The 20,655-nt window shown below is 66.6% G+C and carries 20 protein-coding genes; 8 read left to right on the top strand and 12 right to left on the bottom strand.

Annotated features, from left to right (window positions below; genetic code table 11):
* The first annotated feature begins 82 nt into the window (after positions 1 to 82).
* From ACEN9G_RS21025 to ACEN9G_RS21010, 4 genes are read left to right on the top strand one after another with little or no spacing between them, the layout of a single operon-like run.
* Positions 83 to 1,933 (top strand): IucA/IucC family protein, encoded by a 1,851-nt coding sequence (locus ACEN9G_RS21025; RefSeq protein ID WP_413344228.1) that lies wholly within the window; start codon positions 83 to 85, stop codon positions 1,931 to 1,933.
* Entirely contained in the window at positions 1,930 to 3,126 is a 1,197-nt protein-coding gene (locus ACEN9G_RS21020; RefSeq protein WP_483126909.1) for an MFS transporter, read from the top strand. Before ACEN9G_RS21025 ends, ACEN9G_RS21020 begins: the two co-directional genes overlap by 4 nt.
* The gene (locus tag ACEN9G_RS21015) at positions 3,123 to 5,231 is read left to right on the top strand and encodes a TonB-dependent receptor (protein ID WP_413341776.1); all 2,109 of its coding nucleotides are present in this window, start codon (positions 3,123 to 3,125) and stop codon (positions 5,229 to 5,231) included. The genes ACEN9G_RS21020 and ACEN9G_RS21015 overlap by 4 nt, the downstream gene beginning before the upstream one ends.
* Before the next feature lie 27 nt (positions 5,232 to 5,258).
* Positions 5,259 to 5,954 carry an SOS response-associated peptidase gene (locus ACEN9G_RS21010; RefSeq protein ID WP_413341777.1) on the top strand — a complete coding sequence of 232 codons (696 nt, stop codon included), beginning with the start codon at positions 5,259 to 5,261 and terminating at the stop codon, positions 5,952 to 5,954.
* On the opposite strand, the gene ACEN9G_RS21005 is transcribed toward ACEN9G_RS21010, so the two are convergent.
* The 3 genes from ACEN9G_RS21005 to ACEN9G_RS20995 form a co-directional block, all read right to left on the bottom strand.
* Complete coding sequence (locus ACEN9G_RS21005; protein WP_413341778.1) at positions 5,946 to 7,958, bottom strand: putative bifunctional diguanylate cyclase/phosphodiesterase; 2,013 nt, start codon at positions 7,956 to 7,958, stop codon at positions 5,946 to 5,948. The two genes, ACEN9G_RS21010 and ACEN9G_RS21005, sit on opposite strands and share 9 nt — an antisense overlap.
* On the bottom strand, positions 7,955 to 8,497 hold the full coding sequence (locus ACEN9G_RS21000) for a heme NO-binding domain-containing protein (RefSeq protein WP_413341779.1): 543 nt from the start codon (positions 8,495 to 8,497) through the stop codon (positions 7,955 to 7,957). Before ACEN9G_RS21000 ends, ACEN9G_RS21005 begins: the two co-directional genes overlap by 4 nt.
* Before the next feature lie 140 nt (positions 8,498 to 8,637).
* Positions 8,638 to 9,120: a nuclear transport factor 2 family protein gene (locus tag ACEN9G_RS20995; protein ID WP_413341781.1), complete on the bottom strand. Its 483-nt coding sequence runs from the start codon at positions 9,118 to 9,120 to the stop codon at positions 8,638 to 8,640.
* Positions 9,121 to 9,251: 131 nt separating this feature from the next.
* Here ACEN9G_RS20995 and ACEN9G_RS20990 point away from each other — a divergent pair, with 131 nt between their 5' ends.
* From ACEN9G_RS20990 to ACEN9G_RS20975, 4 genes are all read left to right on the top strand, one after another.
* A complete protein-coding gene (locus ACEN9G_RS20990) occupies positions 9,252 to 9,503 on the top strand; it encodes a DUF3297 family protein (protein WP_413341783.1) in 252 nt (83 codons plus the stop codon).
* A 158-nt stretch (positions 9,504 to 9,661) separates the two neighbouring features.
* Positions 9,662 to 9,967, top strand: a complete 306-nt coding sequence (locus ACEN9G_RS20985) for a hypothetical protein (protein ID WP_413341785.1) — start codon at positions 9,662 to 9,664, stop codon at positions 9,965 to 9,967.
* Complete coding sequence (locus ACEN9G_RS20980) at positions 9,964 to 12,177, top strand: glycosyltransferase (RefSeq protein ID WP_483126908.1); 2,214 nt, start codon at positions 9,964 to 9,966, stop codon at positions 12,175 to 12,177. The genes ACEN9G_RS20985 and ACEN9G_RS20980 overlap by 4 nt, the downstream gene beginning before the upstream one ends.
* The gene (locus tag ACEN9G_RS20975) at positions 12,174 to 13,295 is read left to right on the top strand and encodes a glycosyltransferase family 4 protein (protein ID WP_413345887.1); all 1,122 of its coding nucleotides are present in this window, start codon (positions 12,174 to 12,176) and stop codon (positions 13,293 to 13,295) included. The genes ACEN9G_RS20980 and ACEN9G_RS20975 overlap by 4 nt, the downstream gene beginning before the upstream one ends.
* On the opposite strand, the gene ACEN9G_RS20970 is transcribed toward ACEN9G_RS20975, so the two are convergent.
* The 9 genes from ACEN9G_RS20970 to ACEN9G_RS20930 all read right to left on the bottom strand — a co-directional run bounded on the left by ACEN9G_RS20970 (position 13,282) and on the right by ACEN9G_RS20930 (position 20,424).
* A complete protein-coding gene (locus tag ACEN9G_RS20970; protein WP_483126907.1) occupies positions 13,282 to 13,842 on the bottom strand; it encodes a TetR/AcrR family transcriptional regulator in 561 nt (186 codons plus the stop codon). The two genes, ACEN9G_RS20975 and ACEN9G_RS20970, sit on opposite strands and share 14 nt — an antisense overlap.
* Positions 13,839 to 14,375: a dihydrofolate reductase family protein gene (locus ACEN9G_RS20965; RefSeq protein WP_413342148.1), complete on the bottom strand. Its 537-nt coding sequence runs from the start codon at positions 14,373 to 14,375 to the stop codon at positions 13,839 to 13,841. Before ACEN9G_RS20965 ends, ACEN9G_RS20970 begins: the two co-directional genes overlap by 4 nt.
* A gap of 91 nt (positions 14,376 to 14,466) precedes the next feature.
* Positions 14,467 to 15,768, bottom strand: a complete 1,302-nt coding sequence (gene gltA, locus ACEN9G_RS20960; protein ID WP_413342146.1) for a citrate synthase — start codon at positions 15,766 to 15,768, stop codon at positions 14,467 to 14,469.
* A 63-nt stretch (positions 15,769 to 15,831) separates the two neighbouring features.
* Positions 15,832 to 16,098 carry an FAD assembly factor SdhE gene (locus tag ACEN9G_RS20955; RefSeq protein WP_036240314.1) on the bottom strand — a complete coding sequence of 89 codons (267 nt, stop codon included), beginning with the start codon at positions 16,096 to 16,098 and terminating at the stop codon, positions 15,832 to 15,834.
* Between the two features lie 90 nt (positions 16,099 to 16,188).
* Positions 16,189 to 16,899, bottom strand: coding sequence for a succinate dehydrogenase iron-sulfur subunit (locus ACEN9G_RS20950; protein ID WP_413342144.1), 711 nt, complete (start codon positions 16,897 to 16,899; stop codon positions 16,189 to 16,191).
* Between the two features lie 14 nt (positions 16,900 to 16,913).
* Entirely contained in the window at positions 16,914 to 18,692 is a 1,779-nt protein-coding gene (gene sdhA, locus ACEN9G_RS20945) for a succinate dehydrogenase flavoprotein subunit (protein ID WP_413342142.1), read from the bottom strand.
* Positions 18,693 to 18,694: 2 nt separating this feature from the next.
* A complete protein-coding gene (gene sdhD, locus ACEN9G_RS20940; protein ID WP_036240800.1) occupies positions 18,695 to 19,063 on the bottom strand; it encodes a succinate dehydrogenase, hydrophobic membrane anchor protein in 369 nt (122 codons plus the stop codon).
* Positions 19,064 to 19,065: 2 nt separating this feature from the next.
* Complete coding sequence (gene sdhC / locus ACEN9G_RS20935) at positions 19,066 to 19,488, bottom strand: succinate dehydrogenase, cytochrome b556 subunit (RefSeq protein WP_413342140.1); 423 nt, start codon at positions 19,486 to 19,488, stop codon at positions 19,066 to 19,068.
* A 138-nt stretch (positions 19,489 to 19,626) separates the two neighbouring features.
* Positions 19,627 to 20,424 carry a GntR family transcriptional regulator gene (locus ACEN9G_RS20930; RefSeq protein ID WP_413342150.1) on the bottom strand — a complete coding sequence of 266 codons (798 nt, stop codon included), beginning with the start codon at positions 20,422 to 20,424 and terminating at the stop codon, positions 19,627 to 19,629.
* Positions 20,425 to 20,655: the final 231 nt, after the last annotated feature.

Below are 20,655 nucleotides of genomic sequence, written 5' to 3'. Positions count from 1 at the left end.
TCGGGCAATATTGAGAATCGTATTGAGAATGATTCGCGTTTACGTTATGCTGCGTTCCCGTCGTTATTGAGAAGGCAAGCCGATGAACGCGATACCGAAACTGCTCAACCCCGTCGATCACGCCCTGGACGCCGTTGCCGCCGAGCTGGCCTCGTCCGACGCCCGCCGGCGCAGCCTGCAGAGAACATTGCAGGCCCTGTTCCGCGAACGCCTCCTGAACCGGGACCAGCTGATCACGGAGGGCGCGGTATCGTGGCTGCCGCTGTGGGCGCAACAGGGCATGCTGCGTTTCGAGGGCCTGAGCCTCGGCCGCATCGGCGATTGCCGGCTGGCCGGGGGCGTGTCGTACTACGCGACCGGGGAACGGCCGCAACCCGTCGTGCACGCGGCGGCGCTGCTGGCCTGCGTGGCGCCCTCCCTGCCGGGCCAGGGCGCGGACCTCCAACGGCTCATCCACGAACTCGACAACAGCCTCGCCAACGACGTGCTGTGCCTCGGCTACCGCCGCGGCTGGGCGCGGGCGCTGCGCGCCGAACTGGGTAAGGCCGACACCCATTTCATCGCCGCGCTGCGCAAGTCCGGCCATGCGAATCCCGCCCTGCTGCTGGAGCAATGGGGCACGCTGGGCCATCCGTGGCATCCCACGTTCAAGACCAAGCTGGGATTGTCCGCGGACGAGGTCACGGCCCTGTCGCCGGAATTCCAGCCGACGCTGGCCGTGCCGCTGGCCGCGATCCGCGCGGACAAGGCGCACGTCACCTTCTCGACCGGCGACGGCGACTACCTCGCGTGGTTCGGCCGGCACTTCCCGCAGCCGCTGCTGCGCTGGAAAGTCGCCCTGGCGGCGCTGGGCAAGTCGCCTTCCGACTGGCTCCCGCTGCCGCTGCATCCCTTCCAGGCCGGCAGGGTGATCCCGGAAAAATTCGCGGCCGAGATCGCGCGCGGCGACCTGCTCCTGCCGGACGACGTGGCGCTCGACGCGACCCCGACCATGTCGTTCCGCACCGTCGTCCCGGCCGGTTCGCCGACCTTGCCGCACCTGAAGCTGCCGGTGTCGCTGCGCCTGACGAGCGTGCAGCGGACCGTGTCGCCGAAGTCCGCCGTGATGGGACCGCGCATCACGCGCCTGCTCGCGACGATCCTCGACGCCGAAGCGCGCTTCGGCGGCACGCTCGACATCGTGCGCGAGGATGTCGGCCTCTACTACCTCGACCCGGACGGCATCGATGACCGCGCGCGCCACCTGGCGATCCTGTACCGCGCCAATCCGATGGCGAAGGCGGACGGCGCGCGCTTCCCGGTCCCCGTCGGTGCCCTGTTCGCGGAATCGCCGTTCAGCGGCCGGCCGCTCGTCACGGAGGCCGTCGCGCTCGCATACGGCGACCATGCCGCGGGCGCCGTCGCGTACTTCGAGCGCCACGCGCGCACCGTGCTGACGGCTCTGCTGTCCGCGTATCTGGTGTACGGCATCGCGTTCGAAGCGCACCAGCAGAACAGCTTCATCATGCTCGACGCGGACTACGCGCCCGTGCAGCTGCTCGCGCGCGACTTCGGCGACCTGCGCATCCACGGCCCCACCCTGCGCGGCGCGGGCCTCGCGATCGACGCCTACCGCGCCGGCGCCACCGTGTACGAGGACGACGGACCCGTGCGCGACAAGCTGCTGCACGCCGTGCTGTTGTGCCACCTGTCCGAACTGGCGCTGCTGCTGGCGCGCGCGTACGGCCATCCCGAGCATCCGTTCTGGGACGTCCTGCGGCGCGAGATCGACGCCGTGTTCACGGCCTTGCGCGGCCGCGTCGACGCGGCCCGCTGGCACGCCGAACGCGCGGCGCTGCTGGAGCATGAGTGGCCCGCGAAAGCGTTCCTGCGCATGCGCCTGTCCGATACGCAGGACGACGTGCACGGCACCATGCCCAATCCGCTCGCATGACCACCACGCGCTGGCTGTTCGCGCTGCAGCTCGTGGCGATGGGCGCCATGGAGATGAGCGGCCCGTTCTGGCCCCTGCACCTGCGCCGCGTGGGCGAGCTGTCGCCGCACGCGCTGGCGTGGGTCAGCGCCATCGCCTACGCGGGCCCGATGGCCATGGCGATGTGCACGACGCCGTGGTGGGGCCGCCTCGGCGACAGGGTCGGCCACAAGCCGATGCTGCTGCGCGCGCTGCTCGCGCTGGCGGCCACGCAGTGGTGGATCGCGGCGACGGACAGCGTGGCCGTCATCCTGTCCGTGCGCCTGCTGCAGGGCGCCCTCGCCGGCTACATCGCGGCGGCTCAGGCCTATGGCGCGCGGCTCGTGACGCGCGCGGCGCGCGGCGCACTGATGGCGCAGCTGCAGGCCGCGACGGCCATCGGCTCCGTGACAGGTCCGGTGATCGGTGGCTGGCTGTTCGATGCCCAGGGTTTTACCAGCGTGAACGTGTGGGCCGGTGCGGCGTGCCTGCTGTGCGCGGCGCTGGCCTCGTTTGTCCTGCCGGCCGTCGCGCCGCCGGCCACGCGGTCCTCCGGCGTGCGTGAGCGGAAGGCGGCGCTGCCGGCCGGGCTGCATGGCCTGCTGCTCGGCATCGTGCTGGTGCAGGCCGGGAAGATGATGCCGCAGACGTTCTTCGGCCTGTATGCCGACGAAGTCCTGCACGTATCGAACCGCGTGACGGGCCTGTGCTATGCCGGCACGGCGCTCGGCCTGTGCGTGGCCGCGCCGTTCTGGGCCCGGCGCTTCGCGCACCTGGCGCATGCACGCGTGCTCGCGCAGGTCGAATGGATTCTCTGGACCTGCGTCGCCATCATCGCGGTGCAGGCCCTCGCGACGAACATCGCCGTGTTCGTGCTGGCGCGCGTGCTTTGGGGCGTGTGCCTCGCCGCGCTGCTGCCCGTCTTTTACGGCCTGCTCTCGCGCGAAGCGGCGGACGACCAACAGGGCCGCGTACTCGGCGCCGGCAACGGCGCCGCCAAGGCCGGCGCGCTCGTCGGCGCCGGCGCGGGCGGCCTCGCGCTCGCGTGGGTGCCGCTGTCCGCCATGTTCTGGACCGTCGCCTTGCTGTACGCCGTTGCCGCCATCGGCATGCGCGCGATCCGGACTCGCTCGTCCAATTTCCAACACCTTCAAACAACAACAGGAACATCATGAAACAAGTACTGCGCCCCCTCCCCTGCCTCGTCGCCCTCGCCTGCAGCGTGTGGACGCCGGTCCGTGCCGAAGAACCCGCGATGCCGGAAGTCGTCATCCGCGACCGGAAGATCGACACCGGCTCGTACGAAGTCACCGAGACCAACACCGCCACCAAGATCAACGTGCCGCTGCGCGACATTCCGCAGACCGTCAACGTGGTGCCGGCCGTCGTGCTGCACGACCAGAACGCGCTGTCGCTGCAGGACGCGCTGCAAAACGTGCCGGGCCTGTCGTTCTCCGTCGGCGACGGCCAGCGCGACCAGGTGACGATCCGCGGCTTTTCCGCCATCAGCGACCAGTTCGTGGACGGCGTGCGCGACGACGCGCTGTACTTCCGCGACCTCTCCAACATCGAACGCGTCGAAGTGCTCAAGGGGCCGGCTTCCGTGCTGTATGGCCGCGGCTCGGCGGGTGGCCTCGTCAACCGCGTGACGAAGAAGCCGCTCGCGGATCCGCTCCTCGAAGCGGGCGTCACGCTCGGTTCGCACGGACAGCGCCGCGGCGAGTTCGACGTCGGCGCGGCCAACGACGACAAGGACGCCCTGTTCCGGATGACGGGTGCGGTCGAAGACTCGACCGGCTTCCGCGACCGCTACTTCCTGCGCCGCCAGGCCCTCGCGCCGTCGGCCACGTTCAGGCTGTCGCCCGCCACGACGCTGACCCTGCAAGCCGACTACCTGCACGACAAGCGCCTGGCCGACCAGGGCGTGCCCAGCTACCACGGCCGCCCCGTCGACGTGCCGGTCGAGACCTATTTCGGCGCCGCGAACGCCACCGCGCGCGCATTCGTGCAAAGCGACGTGAAAAGCGCCACCGCGACGCTCGACCACGCGTTCACGCCCGACCTGAAGCTGCACACGGTGCTGCGCGCGTACGACTACGCGCTCGACCGGAACTACACGTCGATCGGTACCATCAAGGACGGCGCCAACCCGACCGTCTCCATCGGCCAGAGCCACCGCCTGCGCGACGAGGACGGCCGCTACCTGCAGAACGAACTCTCCCAGACCGTCGACTGGGGCGCGACGAACCACAAGCTGCTGTACGGCGTGGAACTCGGCCGCCAGAACAAGAGCGAGGTGCTCCGCTCGCGCAACAACGTGGCGACGTACAACCTGTTCCACCCCGTGCTCGTCGACCTGCCGGTGCTGCCGGATAGCGTCGCACCCGGCGCGGATAACCAAAACCGCGTCGACATCGCTGGCCTGTACCTGCAGGACCTCGTGGCGCTGACGCCGGAATGGAAAGTCCTGGCCGGCGTGCGCTACGACCGCCTGAAGCAGGACCGCGACGACCGCACGGCGAAGAACATCGACCTGCAGCGCACGGACGATACCTGGTCGCCGCGCCTGGGCGCCGTGTACCAGCCCGCGAGCCGCGTGGCCGTCTACGCCTCGTGGAACCGCTCGTTCCAGCCGATCGCGGACTCGTTCACGTTCCGCGCCAACAGCGACACCCTGAAGCCCACGCAGACCGTCAACAAGGAAGCGGGCGTGAAGCTCGACCTCAGTGCCCGTTCGAGCCTGACCGCGGCGCTGTTCGACATGACCCAATCGAACATCCAGGTCGCCGATCCGGCCAACACGAACTTCTCGCTGCCCGTCGGCCGCCAGCGCACGCGCGGCCTGGAACTGAGCTTCATGGGCGAGATCGCGCCGGGCTGGGATGCGATCGCCGGCTATGCGAACATGCGCGGCACCATCGAGGACTCGACGGAACTGACGTCGGCCGGCAAGCCGTTCGAAGGCAACACGGCCGCGCTCACGCCGCGCCACACGTTCAACGCGTGGATCAAGCACCGCCTCGACGGCCACTTCTGGGTCGCCGCCGGCGGCCGCGCGGAATCGAGCCGCTATGCGTCGCCGGACGACCTGACGACACTGCCGGGCTATGGCGTCCTGCAGCTCGGCGCCGGCTACGACAGCGGCAAGGTCGACGTCACGGTCACGGTGCGCAATCTGCTCAACCGGACTTATTTCGTGTCCGCGCACAGCGGCGCCAACGACTACAACATGCCGGGCGAGCCGCGCACGGTGCTGGTCAGCGCGCGCTACCGCTTTTAAAGGGCGTTTTTATGTCAAACTAGCGCCATGTGCGTCAACTACCGCCCTCCGCTGCCCGAACAACTCGACATGGTGCTCGGCACCCTCGTCGACCTGTACCGCGACTGGGACTGGCCCAGCGAAACGTGGAAGGATTACACGGCCCCGATCGTGCGCGCGGGGCCGGACGGCGAACGCGTGCTGCAGCTCGCGAGCTACGGCATGGTCCCGCGCCGCCACATCCCGGCCGGTGTCAAACCGTTCGACACGATGAACGCGCGCGCCGAATCGCTGGGCGAAAAGCGCTCGTTCGCCCCGGCCTGGCGCCGTACCCAGTTGTGCGCCGTGCCGATGACCTGTTTTTATGAGCCCAACTACGAGAGCGGCCGCGCCGAACGCTTCGGCATCGGCATGCGGGACGACGGCGTGTTCTTCGTGGCGGGCCTGTGGCGCGAGTGGTCGGAGGCCGACGGGACGATCGCGGCGTCGTTCACGCAGATCACGATCAACGCGGACGATCATCCGCTGATGCGGCGCTTCCACAAGCCAGACGACGAAAAGCGCGCGCTCGTCGTGCTGCCGCCGAGCGACGTCGACGCGTGGCTGCACTGCCGCGATCCGGAGCTGGCACGCAGCTTCCTGCGGCCTTATCCGGCGGAAGAGATGAAGGCATGGGCTGCGCCGAAGACGCCCGTGAAGAAATCGCCGCCGCCGTCGGCGCCGCACAACCTCGAGTTATTCTGATCCGAACTGCCCGGCCAGTACCCGCGTGGCGGGCTCCGTAGCAAGGGGGCGGTAGTAATAATAGCCCTGCACGAGGTCGCTGCCCATCTCGCGCAACAGCGCCAGCTCGGCTTCGGTCTCCACGCCTTCCGCCACCACGTCCATGCCGAGCGCGCGGGCCAGCGTCAGGACCACCTCGACGATCTGGCGCTTGTCGTCGTGGCAATCGAGCTTGCTGACGAACGAGCGGTCGATCTTCAGCGTGTCGATCGGCAGGCGGCGCAGGTAGCTGAGCGACGAGTAGCCGGTGCCGAAATCGTCCAGGCTGACCCGCACGCCCAGCGCCTTCAATTGCGCGAACGCGGCCAGTGCCCTTTCGGCGTCCGCCATCACGGCGGTTTCGGTCAGCTCGAGCTTGAGCGTGGCGGGCGCGATGCCCGTCTCGGCCAGCACATGCGTCACCACGCCGACGAGGCCCTCGTCCGTGAACTGGACCGCCGACACGTTCACGCTCATCGTCAGGTGCATGTCGAAGGCCTGCTGCCAGTCGCGCAGCTGGCGGCACGCCTCCCCCAGCACCCATGCGCCGATCGGCTCGATCAGGCCGGTTTCTTCGAGGATCGGGATGAACCGGGCCGGCGGCACGAGGCCATGTACCGGATGGCGCCACCGCAGCAGGGCTTCGAAACCGCGCACCCGGCCGTCGAGCGGGGCAACGATCGGCTGGTACTCCAGGAAGAACTCCCGGCGGTCCATCGCGTAGCGCAGATCGGCTTCCATCCGCAGGCGGCTCACGGCAGCCCGCTGCATGGCCTGGTCGAACATCATCCAGCGCGCGCGCCCCGTGCGTTTGGCGTGGTACATCGCGATGTCGGCATCGCGCACGATGTCCTCGACGTGGGCGTAGCCGGTCGCGCTCAGGGTGATGCCCACGCTGGCGGTCACGAACACGCGCTGATCGGCCACGTCGAAGGGTTCGGCCAGCACGCTCATGATGCGCTCCGCGACCAGGATCGCATGTTCGGCGCTGCCGACCTGGTCGAGCAGAATCACGAATTCATCGCCGCCGAGACGCGCGACCAGGTGTTCGTGCGCGAACGCGACATCGCGCGCCACCATGTCGTTCTGGCGCAGGCAGGCCGACAGTCGCCGGGCCGCAGCGATGATCAACTGGTCGCCGCACTGGTGTCCCAGGCCGTCGTTGATCGACTTGAAGCGGTCCAGGTCCACGAACAGCACGGCGAAATGGTCGCCCGGCTTGCGCCGCGTGCGCTGCAGCAGGTGCTCGAGACGTTCCAGGAACAGCCTGCGGTTGCCCAGCTGCGTCAGGGGATCGTGCAGCGCATTGTGCATGAGCTTGTCCCGCGCGCGGCAGCGCTCGAACACGCGGCCGAGCTGCGTGCCGACCTGGGCCATCAGGCGCAGCAGCGATTCGTCCGGCGCCTCGCGCTTGCGGCTGAAAAACTTGACCACCGCGACCACTTCGCTGGCGATCATCACCGGAAACGCGACGAGCGAAGCAAACCCCGCGCCGACGATCAGTGGCAGGCGCGGCAGCTCGACCGTGCCCGTGCCATCGGTGGCCACCCATTCCGGCCTGCCGCTCAGCGCGACCCGCCCTGGCAGCCCGACGCCGGGCGCGAACATGTCGGCGTCGGTGCGCGTACGCAGTTCCTGGACCGGACTGGCCCCGTTGCGCGCAGCCTCGTCATACCAGATGCCGGTGGCGTTGAGCCGCTCCTGCCCTCGCGGTCCCGACACCAGCCACAGGGTGCCGAGGGGCGAACTCACATAACGGCACATTGCCTCGAGCGCGCGCCCCATCGCGGCATGGACGTCGTCCGCCTCGTTGGCGGCCACCGCGATACTCTCCAGCAGGGCAATTTCTTGCTGCCGCTGGTACAAATCACGCAGGCCCCGCTCGGCGATCGCCTCGGCTTCATGGCGCGCGGCCGCTTCGCGCCGCACGCGCCGCTGGAGGCGGGCGATCTCCGCTGCGGCTTCCGTCTTGTCGAGCCCGTTCATGCCGGCTCGAAGCGCACGTGGAACTCGCAGCGGCGATCGCCGCGGTGCATGCATTCGTGCTGTTCGAGCTCGATCCGCTCGCCGAAAAGCGTGGCGGCGCCGTGCATGAACCCATCGGCAAGCGCACACAAGCGGCGGGGGGAGTCGTAGCCGATCTTCAGCACGCCGGCGACGCTCGTATCGAAAGCGAAGACGGGCGTCCGCGCGCCGGGATAGAGCTTGCAGACCTCGGGATGAATGATGTTGTTCAGGCTCAGCAGGAAGCTGCGCACGTTCGCATGGCTGTCGAAGATCGCCGGGTAACGCCGCGCCAGCAGCGGCATCGCCCTGCGTCCAAACCAGCGCAACACGGTATCTTCCGGTATGTCCAGGGCGTCCGCTGCCGTACGCACCAGGGCCGCAATCTCGGCGTCGTCGTAACTGCCGAGCGATGTATAGGCGCCTTCCAGTCCTGCCGCATCGAGCAGCCGATCCCACGCGGCGTCGCCGTATGTGCTGCTGACGGCCTCTTCCAACAAATTAAAGACAATTCCTTTCACTACGCTCCCGATTACTTGCTCCACGCTACGACGTATTGCAAAAATGTTTATTTGGATTGAATGATAATAGTAATATCGTCGAACTAAATCAATGCCGGAAGCGTATCTCTACGGGATATCCACAATCAGCAGGGGTCGGACTACCTGGCTTCGACGGCCTTCACGACCTCGATCACCTTCTTGGCCGCCTCGTTCGGCACCGCCAGCGACAGCTGGTAATGCACGATCTCGAACCCGGCCGGCGTCCTGCGGATGACGCCGCTGGCCATGCAATGGCCCATGTGTTCCGTGTCGAGCAATTCGTCGAACCAGATCATCGATCCATCCGCCGTCGCGTAGACATTGCGCCGCGTGGGATGAAAGACCCACGCGGCCTGCTTGCCCTCGAAGTATTTGCGGCCCCACTCGCGGAACGCGTCGCGCTGCCACAGTTCGGTGCGGTCCGTGCCGATGTAAACGCCGTCCGGCGCCATCTTGTCGAAGTAGCGCATGCGCGCGTGCGCGGCGTCGTCGTGCCAGCCGTCGACGAACGCATTGACCTGCTGCGCGAGGGCCGGGTCGACGCCGGCTGCATGCGCGAGGCCGGCCACGAACAGGCAGCAGGCGAGGATGAGCGATTCCATGGTCTTGATGTCCTCATGTGGCCAGGATCGGATGCCCTTCGGCCGAGCATAGCGAAATGGTGCAATTGCGTCCACCGGGACGGAGCACGCGGTGCTCGCGCGTGCGCGCGGAATCGTGGATAATTCCCGCCATGAACGATACTACCCAACTCCCCCCCCTGCCCGACCGCCTGTCCATCGACCCGAAGAGCCCGCACCATGACGCGGAAGTCTTCAAGCACCCGGTCGGCATCCGTTTCAACGGCAAGGAACGCACGGACGTCGAGGAATACTGCCTGAGCGAAGGCTGGATCAAGGTCGCCGCCGGCAAGACCCTGGACCGCAAGGGCCGCCCGATGCTGATCAAGCTGAAAGGTACGGTCGAGGCGTATTACGCCGTCTGATCATTCATCGATAACGTGGACATGCCAAGGCCGCCGGGGCGATCCGGCGGCCTTTTTCATTCGCGCTGACGCAGCCCGGAATCGTGATCCAGTGCTGCATGATGGACAGCTGATTACGTTAATATTGCGCAGTTGACAATTTTCTATGATCGCTCTTCATGGCAGCATCACTGCGACGCATCGTACACACCCTGGCGGGCTGGCCCGTCGTGGGCCGCCTCGTCCGCATACTGGTGGCGTTGATCCGACTGCCGGAACACCATGATCGGCAGCACCGCTTCGCGACGGAACAGCTGCCGGCACTGCTGCACACGATGTCCGACCTGAACGCCCGCACCCTGGCCGTGCTGCAGGATCCCGAAAACCTCGCCCAGTCGCTTCCGGTGACGCTGCGCGGGCTCACGCGTGAACTGGCCGAGTTGCGGACGCGGCTGGAACGCCTGGAGCGGCAGCTCGGGCAATGACGTCCTTTTCCATCGTCATCAATACGCTGAACCGCGCGTCCCTGCTGCGGCGCGTGCTGGCGAGCCTGCCGCATCTTCGCTACGCCGGACAGTTCGAAGTCATCGTCGTCCAGGGGCCATGCACCGACGACACCGCGCAAGTGCTTGCTGAATGGGGATCGCGGATCCGCACCGGGACCTGCCCCGTCGCCAACCTGTCGATGTCGCGCAACATCGGTATCCGCATGGCGCGCGGCGACGTGGTGGCGTTCATCGACGATGACGCGATTCCCGAGCCGGAATGGCTGACCCACCTGGCGGCCGCCTATGCCGATCCGCAGGTCGGCGGGGCCGGCGGCATCGTATGCGACCGCAGCGGCTACACGTTCCAGTACCGGTATGCGACCGCGACACGGCTGGCCGAGACCGACTGGCGCGCCTCGGGCGCGAGCCCGTCGCTGTGCTTTCCGGGCTCGTTCCGCTTTCCCTACCTGCAGGGGACCAACGCATCGTTCCGGCGCACCGCGCTGCTGGAGGTGGGCGGCTTCGACGAGGAGATCGAATACTATCTCGACGAGACCGACGTCTGCTGCCGCCTGATCGATGCGGGCTTCCTGATCCGGCAGCTTCCCGACGCGTATGTGCACCACGATGCCGCGCCGAACGCGGTACGCGACGCGGCGCAGCTCACCGTTGCGTCGTATCCGATCCTGAAGAATTCGCTGTATTTTTCGATCAGGCACGGCCTCGCCTATGTCCCGCTCGCGCACATCGAGCGCCTGCATGGGGAACGGGTCGCCGCGCGGCGCGCCGACGTCGTCCACCTGGTCGCCACCGGCCGCCTGCCGCCGGCGGCGCTCGACGACTTCGATGGGGCGGCGGTCCGCGCCGGGGAAACAGGCCTGCGCCGCGGCCTGGAAAGGTGCCGCCCGGGCATCGATCCGAACACGTGTTCGCCACTGCCGGGCGACTTCCTGCCGTTCGCGACGCGCGCGCATCCCGGCGCGCGCACGGTGGTGTTGGTGTCGCGCGACTATCCTCCCGGGCACCGCGGCGGCATTGCCGTCTTCTACCGCGACCTGGCCGAAGCACTGGCGCAGGCGGGGCACCAGGTGCACGTCATCACGGAAGGCGCCAACGAGGTGAGCCTGGAGAACGGGGTCTGGATGCATCGCATGGCCGTGCAGCGCTGCGCACGCACGCCGGCCGCGGTCGCGCGCGCGATTCCGCGAGCCGTCTGGGACTGGTGCGCGACGGCGCTGGCGGAGACGCGCCGCATCGCCAGCCTGCGTCCCATCGACGTGGTCGAGGCGCCCATCTGGGACACGGAGGGTGCCGCACTGCTGCTCGATGGCGGCTGGCCACTGGTCACGAGTCTGCAAACCACCCTGCATTTCTGGCTGCAGGAACATCCCGGCCTGCGCAATGACGCGCGCTGGATGACGGATTTCGGCACGCCGATGCTGGCGCTGGAACAGGAGCTGATGCGCGGCTCGCATGCGGTGCGTGCGATCAGCCAGGCCATCCGCCGCGACATCGAACAGGCGTACGGATTCCGGTTCGATCCCGCCGCCGTGATGACGGTCCCGCTCGGGATGCCGGATGTGGCCGCCGCGCCGCCGCCCCCGACCCGGGGCGGACGCATCGACGTGCTGTTCGTCGGCAGGCATGAAGCGCGCAAGGGCATCGACGTGCTGCTCGCCGCGATTCCGCAGGTGCTGGCCGCGCATCCGTCGATCCGTTTCCGCATCCTGGGCGACAACACGATTCCCCGGCCCGGAGAGCGCACCAGCTACCTGGACGCCTGGCGCGCGCAAGGACATCTGCGGCGCTGGGCGGACCGGGTCGTGTTCGAAGGCCGCGTCGACGACGCGACGCTGCGGGCCGCCTACCGCGACTGCGACGTGTTCGTGGCGCCGAGCCGCTTCGAGTCGTTCGGGCTGGTATTCCTCGAAGCCATGCGGGAAGGCAAACCGGTGATCGGCTGCCGCGCCGGCGGCATGCCGGAAGTGGTCGTCGACGGCCTCAACGGTATCCTCGTGCCGCCCGGCGACTGCGGCGCGCTGGCCGGCGCGATCCTGGATCTCGCCGCTTCCGCGCCGCGGCGCGCGGCGCTGGGCGCGGCCGGCCGCGCGCGGTTCGTCCAGCATTTCACCGCGGCGCGCATGGCGCAGTCCAGCATGCCGCTGTACGATCTGGCTCGTGGGCGCTTCGCCCCGCAAGCGGCATGAAGGTGTCGTTGATCCACGGCGTCTGCGTCCGCCACGACGCGATTTCGAACGCCATCGCCGACCAGTACCGCTGGCTGCGCGCCGCGGGGCACGATGTGCGCCTGTATGCCCACGCCTGCGACCAGCCCGGGGTGGCGTGTCACGCGGTGGGCGCGCTGTCCGACGTGGCGTTCGACGCGCACTTCCAGCAAAGCGACCTGGTCCTTTTCCATTTCGGCATCTACTACACGCTGTTCGACCTGCTGCCCGTCGTGCCACGCGGCGCGCGGCGCGTGGTGGCCTTCCACAACATCACGCCGAAACACCTGGTGGCTTCGGCGCAGCACGAGACGATCGACCGCTCGTTCCGGCAAATGGCCAACATCGCGTTCGCGGACCACGTGTTGTGCGACAGCGCGATCAACCTCGACGTGCTGCGCGCGGCGCGCATCGAGACCCCCGCCACCGTGCTGCCGCTCGCCGTCGCCAGTCCGCCGGCGCCGGTGCCGGACAAGCCCAGTGCCGGCGACGGCATCGTCCGTCTCGCCTTCGTCGGACGGCTGGTCGGGTCGAAAGGCCCGCAGGATCTGCTGGCGGCGCTCCGCCAGGTACTCGCGCAAACGGGGCCCGACGTCCGCCTGGCGCTGGACGTCGTCGCCAACGTCGCGTTTTCGGACCCTGCACTGCTCGACATGATGCGGGCGGCGGCCACCAACCTGCCCCGCGATGCCGGCGACCGCATCGTCGTGCGCCTGCACGGGGACGCACCGGAAGACGACAAGGAACGGATCCTGCGCGATGCCGACGTGTTCGTGCTGCCGACCCGCCACGAAGGCTTCTGCGTCCCGATCGTGGAAGCGCTGGCCGCCGGCTGCAAGGTCATCACGTACGACAATTCGAACACGCCGGCCGTGACGGGTGGCCTTGCCAACCTGGTGCCGACCGGCGATGTCGATGCCCTTGCCCGTGCGCTTGCCGCGGATATCGCGCAGGTCCGCTCCCCCGCGTGGCGGCCGGCAGGCGCCGGCGGCTATGGTGAGTACGCCCTGGGCGCGTGGCGCTTCGTCCAGCAGTTCAGCCCCGCGCCGGTCCGGCAGCGCTTCATCGATGCGGTCGGGTCCCTGGTCAACGTCGACTGAATGACGCCTGCAGGCAGTCCAGCGCCTGACGGTACGCCTCCCGCAACGCGTCCACGCGCGCCGCGTCGGCGCGCGCGGCGATGAGCGCAAGGCCGCTGCCGTGCGCGTGGTCGACGAGGATATCGCGCCACAACAGGTGCGCCGGCGTGACGGCCGCGAGCAGCGCAGTCAGGCGGTCCGTGATCTCACGGCTCGCGCCGGCGAAGGCCGCCGGCTCGGCAAAGATCGCGAGCGTCAGCTGCGGGTGCGCGACGACGGCGTCGTGATAGCGCGTCAGCAGCGTCCGGATCCCGTCGATGGGACCGGCGGCCGCGTCGACACCCTCCAGCACGTCGCCATACAACCGGTCCGACAACGCCCGCAACAGCCCGGCACGGTCGGTCACGTGGTGATACAGGCTCATCGGCGTCACGCCCAGCCGCGCCGCCAGCGCGCGCATCGTCAGGCCGGCGTCGCCATCCTCGTCCAGCAGGTCCAGCGCGGCATCCAGGATGGCGTCGCGCGTGACGCCCTGCCCGCGCGCGGGCCGGCCGCGCGGGCGCGTCATGGCAGCACGCGGTACGTGGATTGCACGAGGCCCGACGGGAAGCTGCGGCTGGCGACGAGGGCCAGGTCGCGGTCGGCCGGGAGTGCCCCGAACAGCGGCCGGCCCGCCCCGATCAGGACGGGCACGGTCGTGATGACCATGTCCTCGATCAGCCCGGCGCGCAGGAATGCCTGCACGACCTGGCCGCCGTCCACGTAGACCCGGCGGACGCCCTCCTGCTCCAGGGCGCGCATGGCATCGGGCGGTGACAGGTCCGCGAAACGCACCTTGCCGCGCAGGCGGTCGGGAACGGGCGTACCGGCCAGTTGGCGCGACAGCACGAGCACCGGCCGGTCGTACGGCCAGGTGTCGAACGTCGCCACCTTCTCGTAGCTGCCGCGGCCCATCACGATCGCGTCCTTGTCGGCGATGAACGCATCGTAGCCGTGGTCTTCGTTCGGGTCGTCGCGGGCGAGCAGCCAGCCGATGTCGCCGTCGGGGCGCGCGATGTAGCCGTCCAGGCTCGTGGCGATGAATACGTGTCCGGTCGTCATGAAGTCTCCTTATTTATACACCGTATATTTTATACGAAGGCGTAAAAAAAGCGAGCCCGCAGACTCGCTTTCCGACGACGGGATACGTCGATTAACGCTTGTCGATGGTCGGCACGTCGCGGACCGTCGAACCGACGAACAGCTGGCGCGGACGGCCGATCTTCTGTTCCGGATCGGCGATCATCTCGTTCCACTGGGCGATCCAGCCGATGGTACGGGCCATCGCGAAGATACCGGTGAACAGCGAGACCGGGATGCCCAGGGCCGACTGCACGATGCCCGAGTAGAAGTCGACGTTCGGGTACAGCTTGCGCGACACGAAGTAGTCGTCGTTCAGGGCGATCTTTTCCAGTTCCATCGCCAGCTTGAACAGCGGGTCGTCCTGCAGGCCCAGTTCGTTCAGCACTTCGTGGCAGGTTTCGCGCATCAGCTTGGCGCGCGGGTCGAAGTTCTTGTACACGCGGTGACCGAAGCCCATCAGCTTCACGCCCGAGTTCTTGTCCTTGACCTTCTCGATGAAGGCCGGGATGTTCTCGACCGAGCCGATTTCCTTCAGCATGTTCAGTGCGGCTTCGTTCGCGCCGCCGTGTGCCGGGCCCCACAGGCAGGCGATACCGGCTGCGATACAGGCGAACGGGTTGGCGCCCGACGAACCGGCCAGGCGGACGGTCGAGGTCGATGCGTTCTGCTCGTGGTCGGCGTGCAGGATCAGGATGCGGTCCAGGGCGCGGACGAGGACGTCGTTGACCTTGTACTCTTCGCACGGGTTACCGAACATCATGCGCATGAAGTTCGCGCTGTACGACAGGTCGTTGCGCGGGTACACGAACGGCTGGCCGATCGAGTACTTGTATGCCATGGCGACGAGGGTCGGCAGCTTGGCGATCAGGCGGATGGCCGAGATCTCGCGCTGCTTGGCATCGTTGATGTCCAGCGAGTCGTGGTAGAACGACGCCAGGGCGCCGACGGTACCGACCAGCACCGACATCGGGTGCGCGTCGCGGCGGAAGCCGCGGAAGAAGAATTGCATCTGCTCGTGGACCATCGTGTGCTTGGTCACGGTGGCGACGAATTCTTCCTTCTGCTTGGCGTTCGGCAGTTCGCCGTTCAGCAGCAGGTAGCAGGTCTCCAGGAAGTCGCAGTTGACGGCCAGTTGCTCGATCGGGTAGCCGCGGTACAGCAGCTCGCCCTTGTCGCCATCGATGTAGGTGATGGCCGACTGGCAGGCGGCGGTCGACATGAAGCCAGGGTCATAGGTGAACTTGCCGGTCTGGCCGTACAGCTTGCGGATGTCGATGACGTCCGGGCCGATCGTGCCTTTGTAGATCGGCATGTCTACCGATGGGCTGCCGTCCGAGAACGACAGGGTGGCTTTGGTATCAGAGATGTTCATGGCACTTCCTTCTTTGGGAGGTGAGTCTACAAGACAAAATAAAACGAAATCTTCCGGTTTCGCTCAGGCTTGCCGCAGCCGCGCCACCAGGGCGCGGACGTGCGGGAGGTCGACCTCGCCTTCGGGCTCGGCGCGGCCCAGCAGCAGGTCCATCAGCGGGTTATCCGCCAGGTCCAGCAGACGGGTCAGCGCATCGACTTCCTCGTCCGTCATGGTTTCTTCATGCGCATCCAGGAAGCGCGTGAGGATCAGGTCGTTCTCGAGCAGGCCGCGGCGGGCGCGCCAGCGCAGGCGGGCACGGTTGGCGGGGTCGGATTGATGCGTATTCACACTAGAGTCCGTTGTTGGGTCAACACTATACTCCGGCTGCCGGAGGCCGGCAGTACGGTAGTTTTACTGTTTCGGTTCGATGAGCCGGGTTTAGATCGCGCGGCGTACCAGCAATTCCTTGATCTTGCCGATGGCCTTGTTCGGGTTCAAACCCTTCGGGCACACGTCCGTGCAATTCATGATCGAGTGGCAGCGGAACAGGCGGTACGGGTCTTCCAGGTTGTCCAGGCGCTCGTTCGTTGCCTCGTCGCGCGAGTCGGCGATGAAGCGGTACGCCTGCAGCAGGCCGGCCGGACCGACGAACTTGTCCGGGTTCCACCAGAACGACGGGCACGACGTCGAGCAGCACGCGCACAGGATGCACTCGTACACGCCGTCGAGTTCTTCACGCTCTTCCGGCGACTGCAGACGCTCCTTTTCAGGCGGGATCGAGTCGTTGATCAAATACGGCTTGATCGAGTGGTACTGCTTGAAGAAGTTGGTCATGTCCACGATCAGGTCGCGGATGACCGGCAGGCCCGGCAGCGGACGCAGCACGATCGGCTGCGTCAGCTCGTTCAGGTTCGTCGTGCAGGCCAGGCCGTTCTTGCCGTTGATGTTCATCGCGTCCGAACCGCACACGCCTTCGCGGCACGAGCGGCGCAGCGCGAGCGAGTCGTCGACGTCGGCCTTGATGCGCTGCAGCGCGTCCAGCAGCATCTTGTCGGTGTCTTTCAGCTCGACGGTGACGTCTTGCATATAGGGCTTCGAATCCTTGTCCGGATCGTAGCGGTAAATCTTCAGGTGGACTGTGCGTGCCATTATTTCGTACCTAGTTAGAACGTGCGGGGCTTCGGTTTGAACGTGTCGACGGTGAGCGGCTTGGTCACCACCGGCTTGTAGTCGAGACGGTTGCCTTCCGAGTAGAACAGGGTGTGCTTCATCCAGTTCACGTCGTCGCGCTGCTCGTAGTCGCTGTGGGCGTGGGCGCCGCGCGATTCCTTGCGCGCCGCAGCCGACACGACGGTCGCCTTGGCCACTTCGATCAGGTTGTCCAGCTCGATCGCTTCGATGCGCGCCGTGTTGAACACCTTCGACTTGTCCTTGAACGAGACGTGCTTGCGGCGCTCGTCCAGGGCCATGATTTCCTTGACGCCTTCGTCCATCAGCGCCTGCGTGCGGAACACGCCGCAGTGCTTCTGCATCGTCGCGCGGATCGCGTTGGCCACGTCCTGCACCTTCTCGCCGCCGGTGGAATTTTCCAGGCGGTTCAGGCGGCCCAGCGCGTAGTCGGCAAAATCCTTCGGCAGCGCGCGGTTGCCCTGCTCCTTCAGGTTCTGCGCGACGATGTGGTTGCCGGCCGCGCGGCCGAAGACCACCAGGTCCAGCAGCGAGTTCGTGCCCAGGCGGTTCGCGCCGTGCACCGACACGCACGAGCATTCGCCGATCGCGTACAGGCCGTTGACGACCTTTTGCGAACCGGTACCGTCAGGCGTGACGACCTGGCCGTGGATGTTGGTCGGGATGCCGCCCATCTGGTAGTGGATGGTCGGGACGACGGGGATCGGTTCCTTGGTCGCGTCGACGTTGGCGAACTTGTGGCCGATCTCGAGAATCGACGGCAGGCGCTTGCGGATCGTGTCCGCGCCGATGTGGCGCAGGTCCAGCAGCACGTGGTCCTTGTTCGGGCCCACGCCGCGGCCTTCCTTGATTTCCTGGTCCATCGAGCGCGAGACGAAGTCGCGCGGCGCCAGGTCTTTCAGGGTCGGCGCGTAGCGCTCCATGAAGCGTTCGCCGTTGCTGTTGATGAGGATACCGCCCTCGCCGCGCACGCCTTCCGTGATCAGCACGCCCGCGCCGGCCACGCCGGTCGGGTGGAACTGCCAGAACTCCATGTCCTGCAGCGGGATGCCGGCACGTGCCGCCATGCCGAGGCCGTCGCCGGTGTTGATGAAGGCGTTGGTCGACGCGGCGAAGATACGGCCCGCGCCGCCCGTGGCGAACACGGTCGTTTTCGCCTGCAGCATCATGACGTCGCCCGTTTCCATCTCCAGCGCGACGACGCCGAGGACGTCGCCGTCGGCATTGCGGACCAGGTCCAGCGCCTGCCATTCGACGAAGAAGTGCGTGCGCGAGCGGACGTTACGTTGATACAGCGTGTGCAGCAGCGCGTGGCCGGTACGGTCGGCCGCGGCGCAGGCGCGCTGCACCGGCTTCTCGCCGAAGTTGGCGGTGTGGCCGCCGAACGGACGCTGATAGATCGTGCCGTCCGGGTTGCGGTCGAACGGCATGCCGAAGTGTTCCAGCTCGTACACGACCTTCGGGGCTTCGCGGCACATGAATTCGATGGCGTCCTGGTCACCCAGGTAGTCCGACCCCTTGACGGTGTCGAACATGTGCCAGTACCAGTCGTCCTCGCTCATGTTGCCGAGGGATGCGCCGATGCCGCCCTGCGCCGCGACCGTGTGCGAGCGGGTCGGGAACACTTTCGACAGCACGGCCACGTTCAGGCCCGCTTCGGACAGTTGCAGCGCCGCGCGCAGGCCGGAGCCGCCGGCGCCGACGATGACGACGTCGAAATGGCGGACGGGGATGTTGGTGTTGATTGCTGCCACGATTACACGCTCCAGAGAATTTGCACAGTCCAGGCGGCGCAGGCGAGCAGCCAGAGCACCGTGGCGATCTGCAGGGTCAGGCGGATGCCGACCGGTTTGACGTAGTCCATCCAGATGTCACGGATGCCCACCCACACGTGGTAGAACAGGCCGAAGAACGTGACCATCGTGAAAAGCTTGAACCACTGGCGGGCGAACAGGCCGGCCCAGCCTTCGTAGGTGAAGTTTTGGCCGGTCAGGAACGAGACCAGCAGGATGACGGTGAAGATGACCATCACGATGGCGGTGACGCGCTGGGCGAGCCAGTCGCGCATGCCGTAGTGCGCGCCGACGACGAGGCGGCGCTGTCCGATATTCTTGGGGGTAGCCATGATCAAAACACTCCGAACAGTTTGAGAGCGACCAGCAGGGTCAGCGCCAGGGCGACGACGAGCACGTAACGCGCGGTGCGCTGCGCCGCGTCCTTGTCCAGGGCCATGTGGTTGTCCATGAACAGGTGGCGGATGCCGGCGCAGAAGTGGTGCAGGTAGCCCCAGGACAGGCCCAGGATGACGATCTTCGTGAACGGATGGCTGACGATCCCGGCGAAGTGCGCGAACGAGATCTCGGAACGGATGCTCTGCTCGAACAGGTAGAGCAGGAACGGCAGGAAGAGGAACAGCACGAAGCCGCTGATACGGTGCAGGATCGACACGATGGCCGACGGCGGCTGCTTGTAGTTCATCGTGATATCCGTAATGTTCACATTACGGATCGGCTGCCCTCTTTTTTGCGCGTTCTTCACGGCTTCGGACATTGGAACACCTCCCTTAAAGCGTTTATTTATATTGACTCCGGACTACGCCGGGTTGCTCTTCGACGCTTGCCCAAAATCAAGGCATTGTAATCGCTGCAAGCGATTCATGCAGCAGCATAGATCCGCCGCAAAAACAATTCACGACAATTCGTTTTGGTAATGATGCTTGGAGGTCAGATACAGCCCGCGCCGCAACTCGACCGCCTTGTCTCCATAGGTGAACGACACCCGGTCCGCGCACAGCAGCGGCGTTCCTTCCGGTACTTTCAACGCCTGCGCCGTCGGTGCATCGGCCGCTACCGCCCGGATCTTTTCCGACGCGCGGATCATGCGCGTGCCGAATTCCGATTCGAACAGTCCATACATCGGGCCCTTGTATTCCGCGAGACGCTCGGCCGTCAGTCCCTTGAACAACTGCCCCGGCAGCCAGAGTTCTTCCAGGATCGTCGGCGCGCCGCCGTCGCTCATCAGCCGTTTGATATAGACGACCGCGTCGCCCGATTTCAGGTCGAGCAGGCGCGCCACCTCGGCCGGCGCACGGATGCGCTTCACCTCGAGGTATTCGTGATCGAAATGCTGGGGGACGCCCTCGTCGGGCATCAGCTTGAGGAAACGGAAGTGGGCGCGCGCCTCGTTGTGGGTCGCGACGAACGTACCTTTACCCTGGCGGCGCACGACGAGGTGCTCGGCGGCAAGCTCGTCGATGGCCTTGCGCACGGTGCCCTGGCTGACCTTGTAGCGGCCGGCCAGCTCGACTTCGCTGGGGATCAGCTCGCCCGGTTTCCATTCGCCGGACTGCAGGCTCTGCGTGATGAGCGCCTTGATCTGCTGGTAAAGTGGAGAGAATGTGGGGGAAGGCGCCGCGCCGCCGACAGCGCTGCCGGCGCTCGTAGTCGTGGCGCCATTGCTGTTCGGATTGGACGGGGCTGGGTTCATAGACATCGATTTTTTCATAAATCCCATTGTCCGTCCAGTGGAGAAACCCTCAGATTATGTGTCTTATATAAGACATATGATATGAATTGACAGATGGAATCGTACGGGCATACACTCGCGATCGATCGAGCGTGGGCGCCCCGCCTGTCGGCAACCGTCGCACGCCCGGCTCGTGGGTAGTGCTTTTGGTATGATTGCAGTTTTCCCAAACTGGCGTATCCTCTGCGTCGC

The sequence above is a fragment of the Massilia sp. Masssp94 genome (assembly GCF_059491305.1).
The sequence above is the reverse complement of the archived record's forward strand: the minus strand, read 5'-3'. Positions and strand labels throughout refer to the sequence as shown.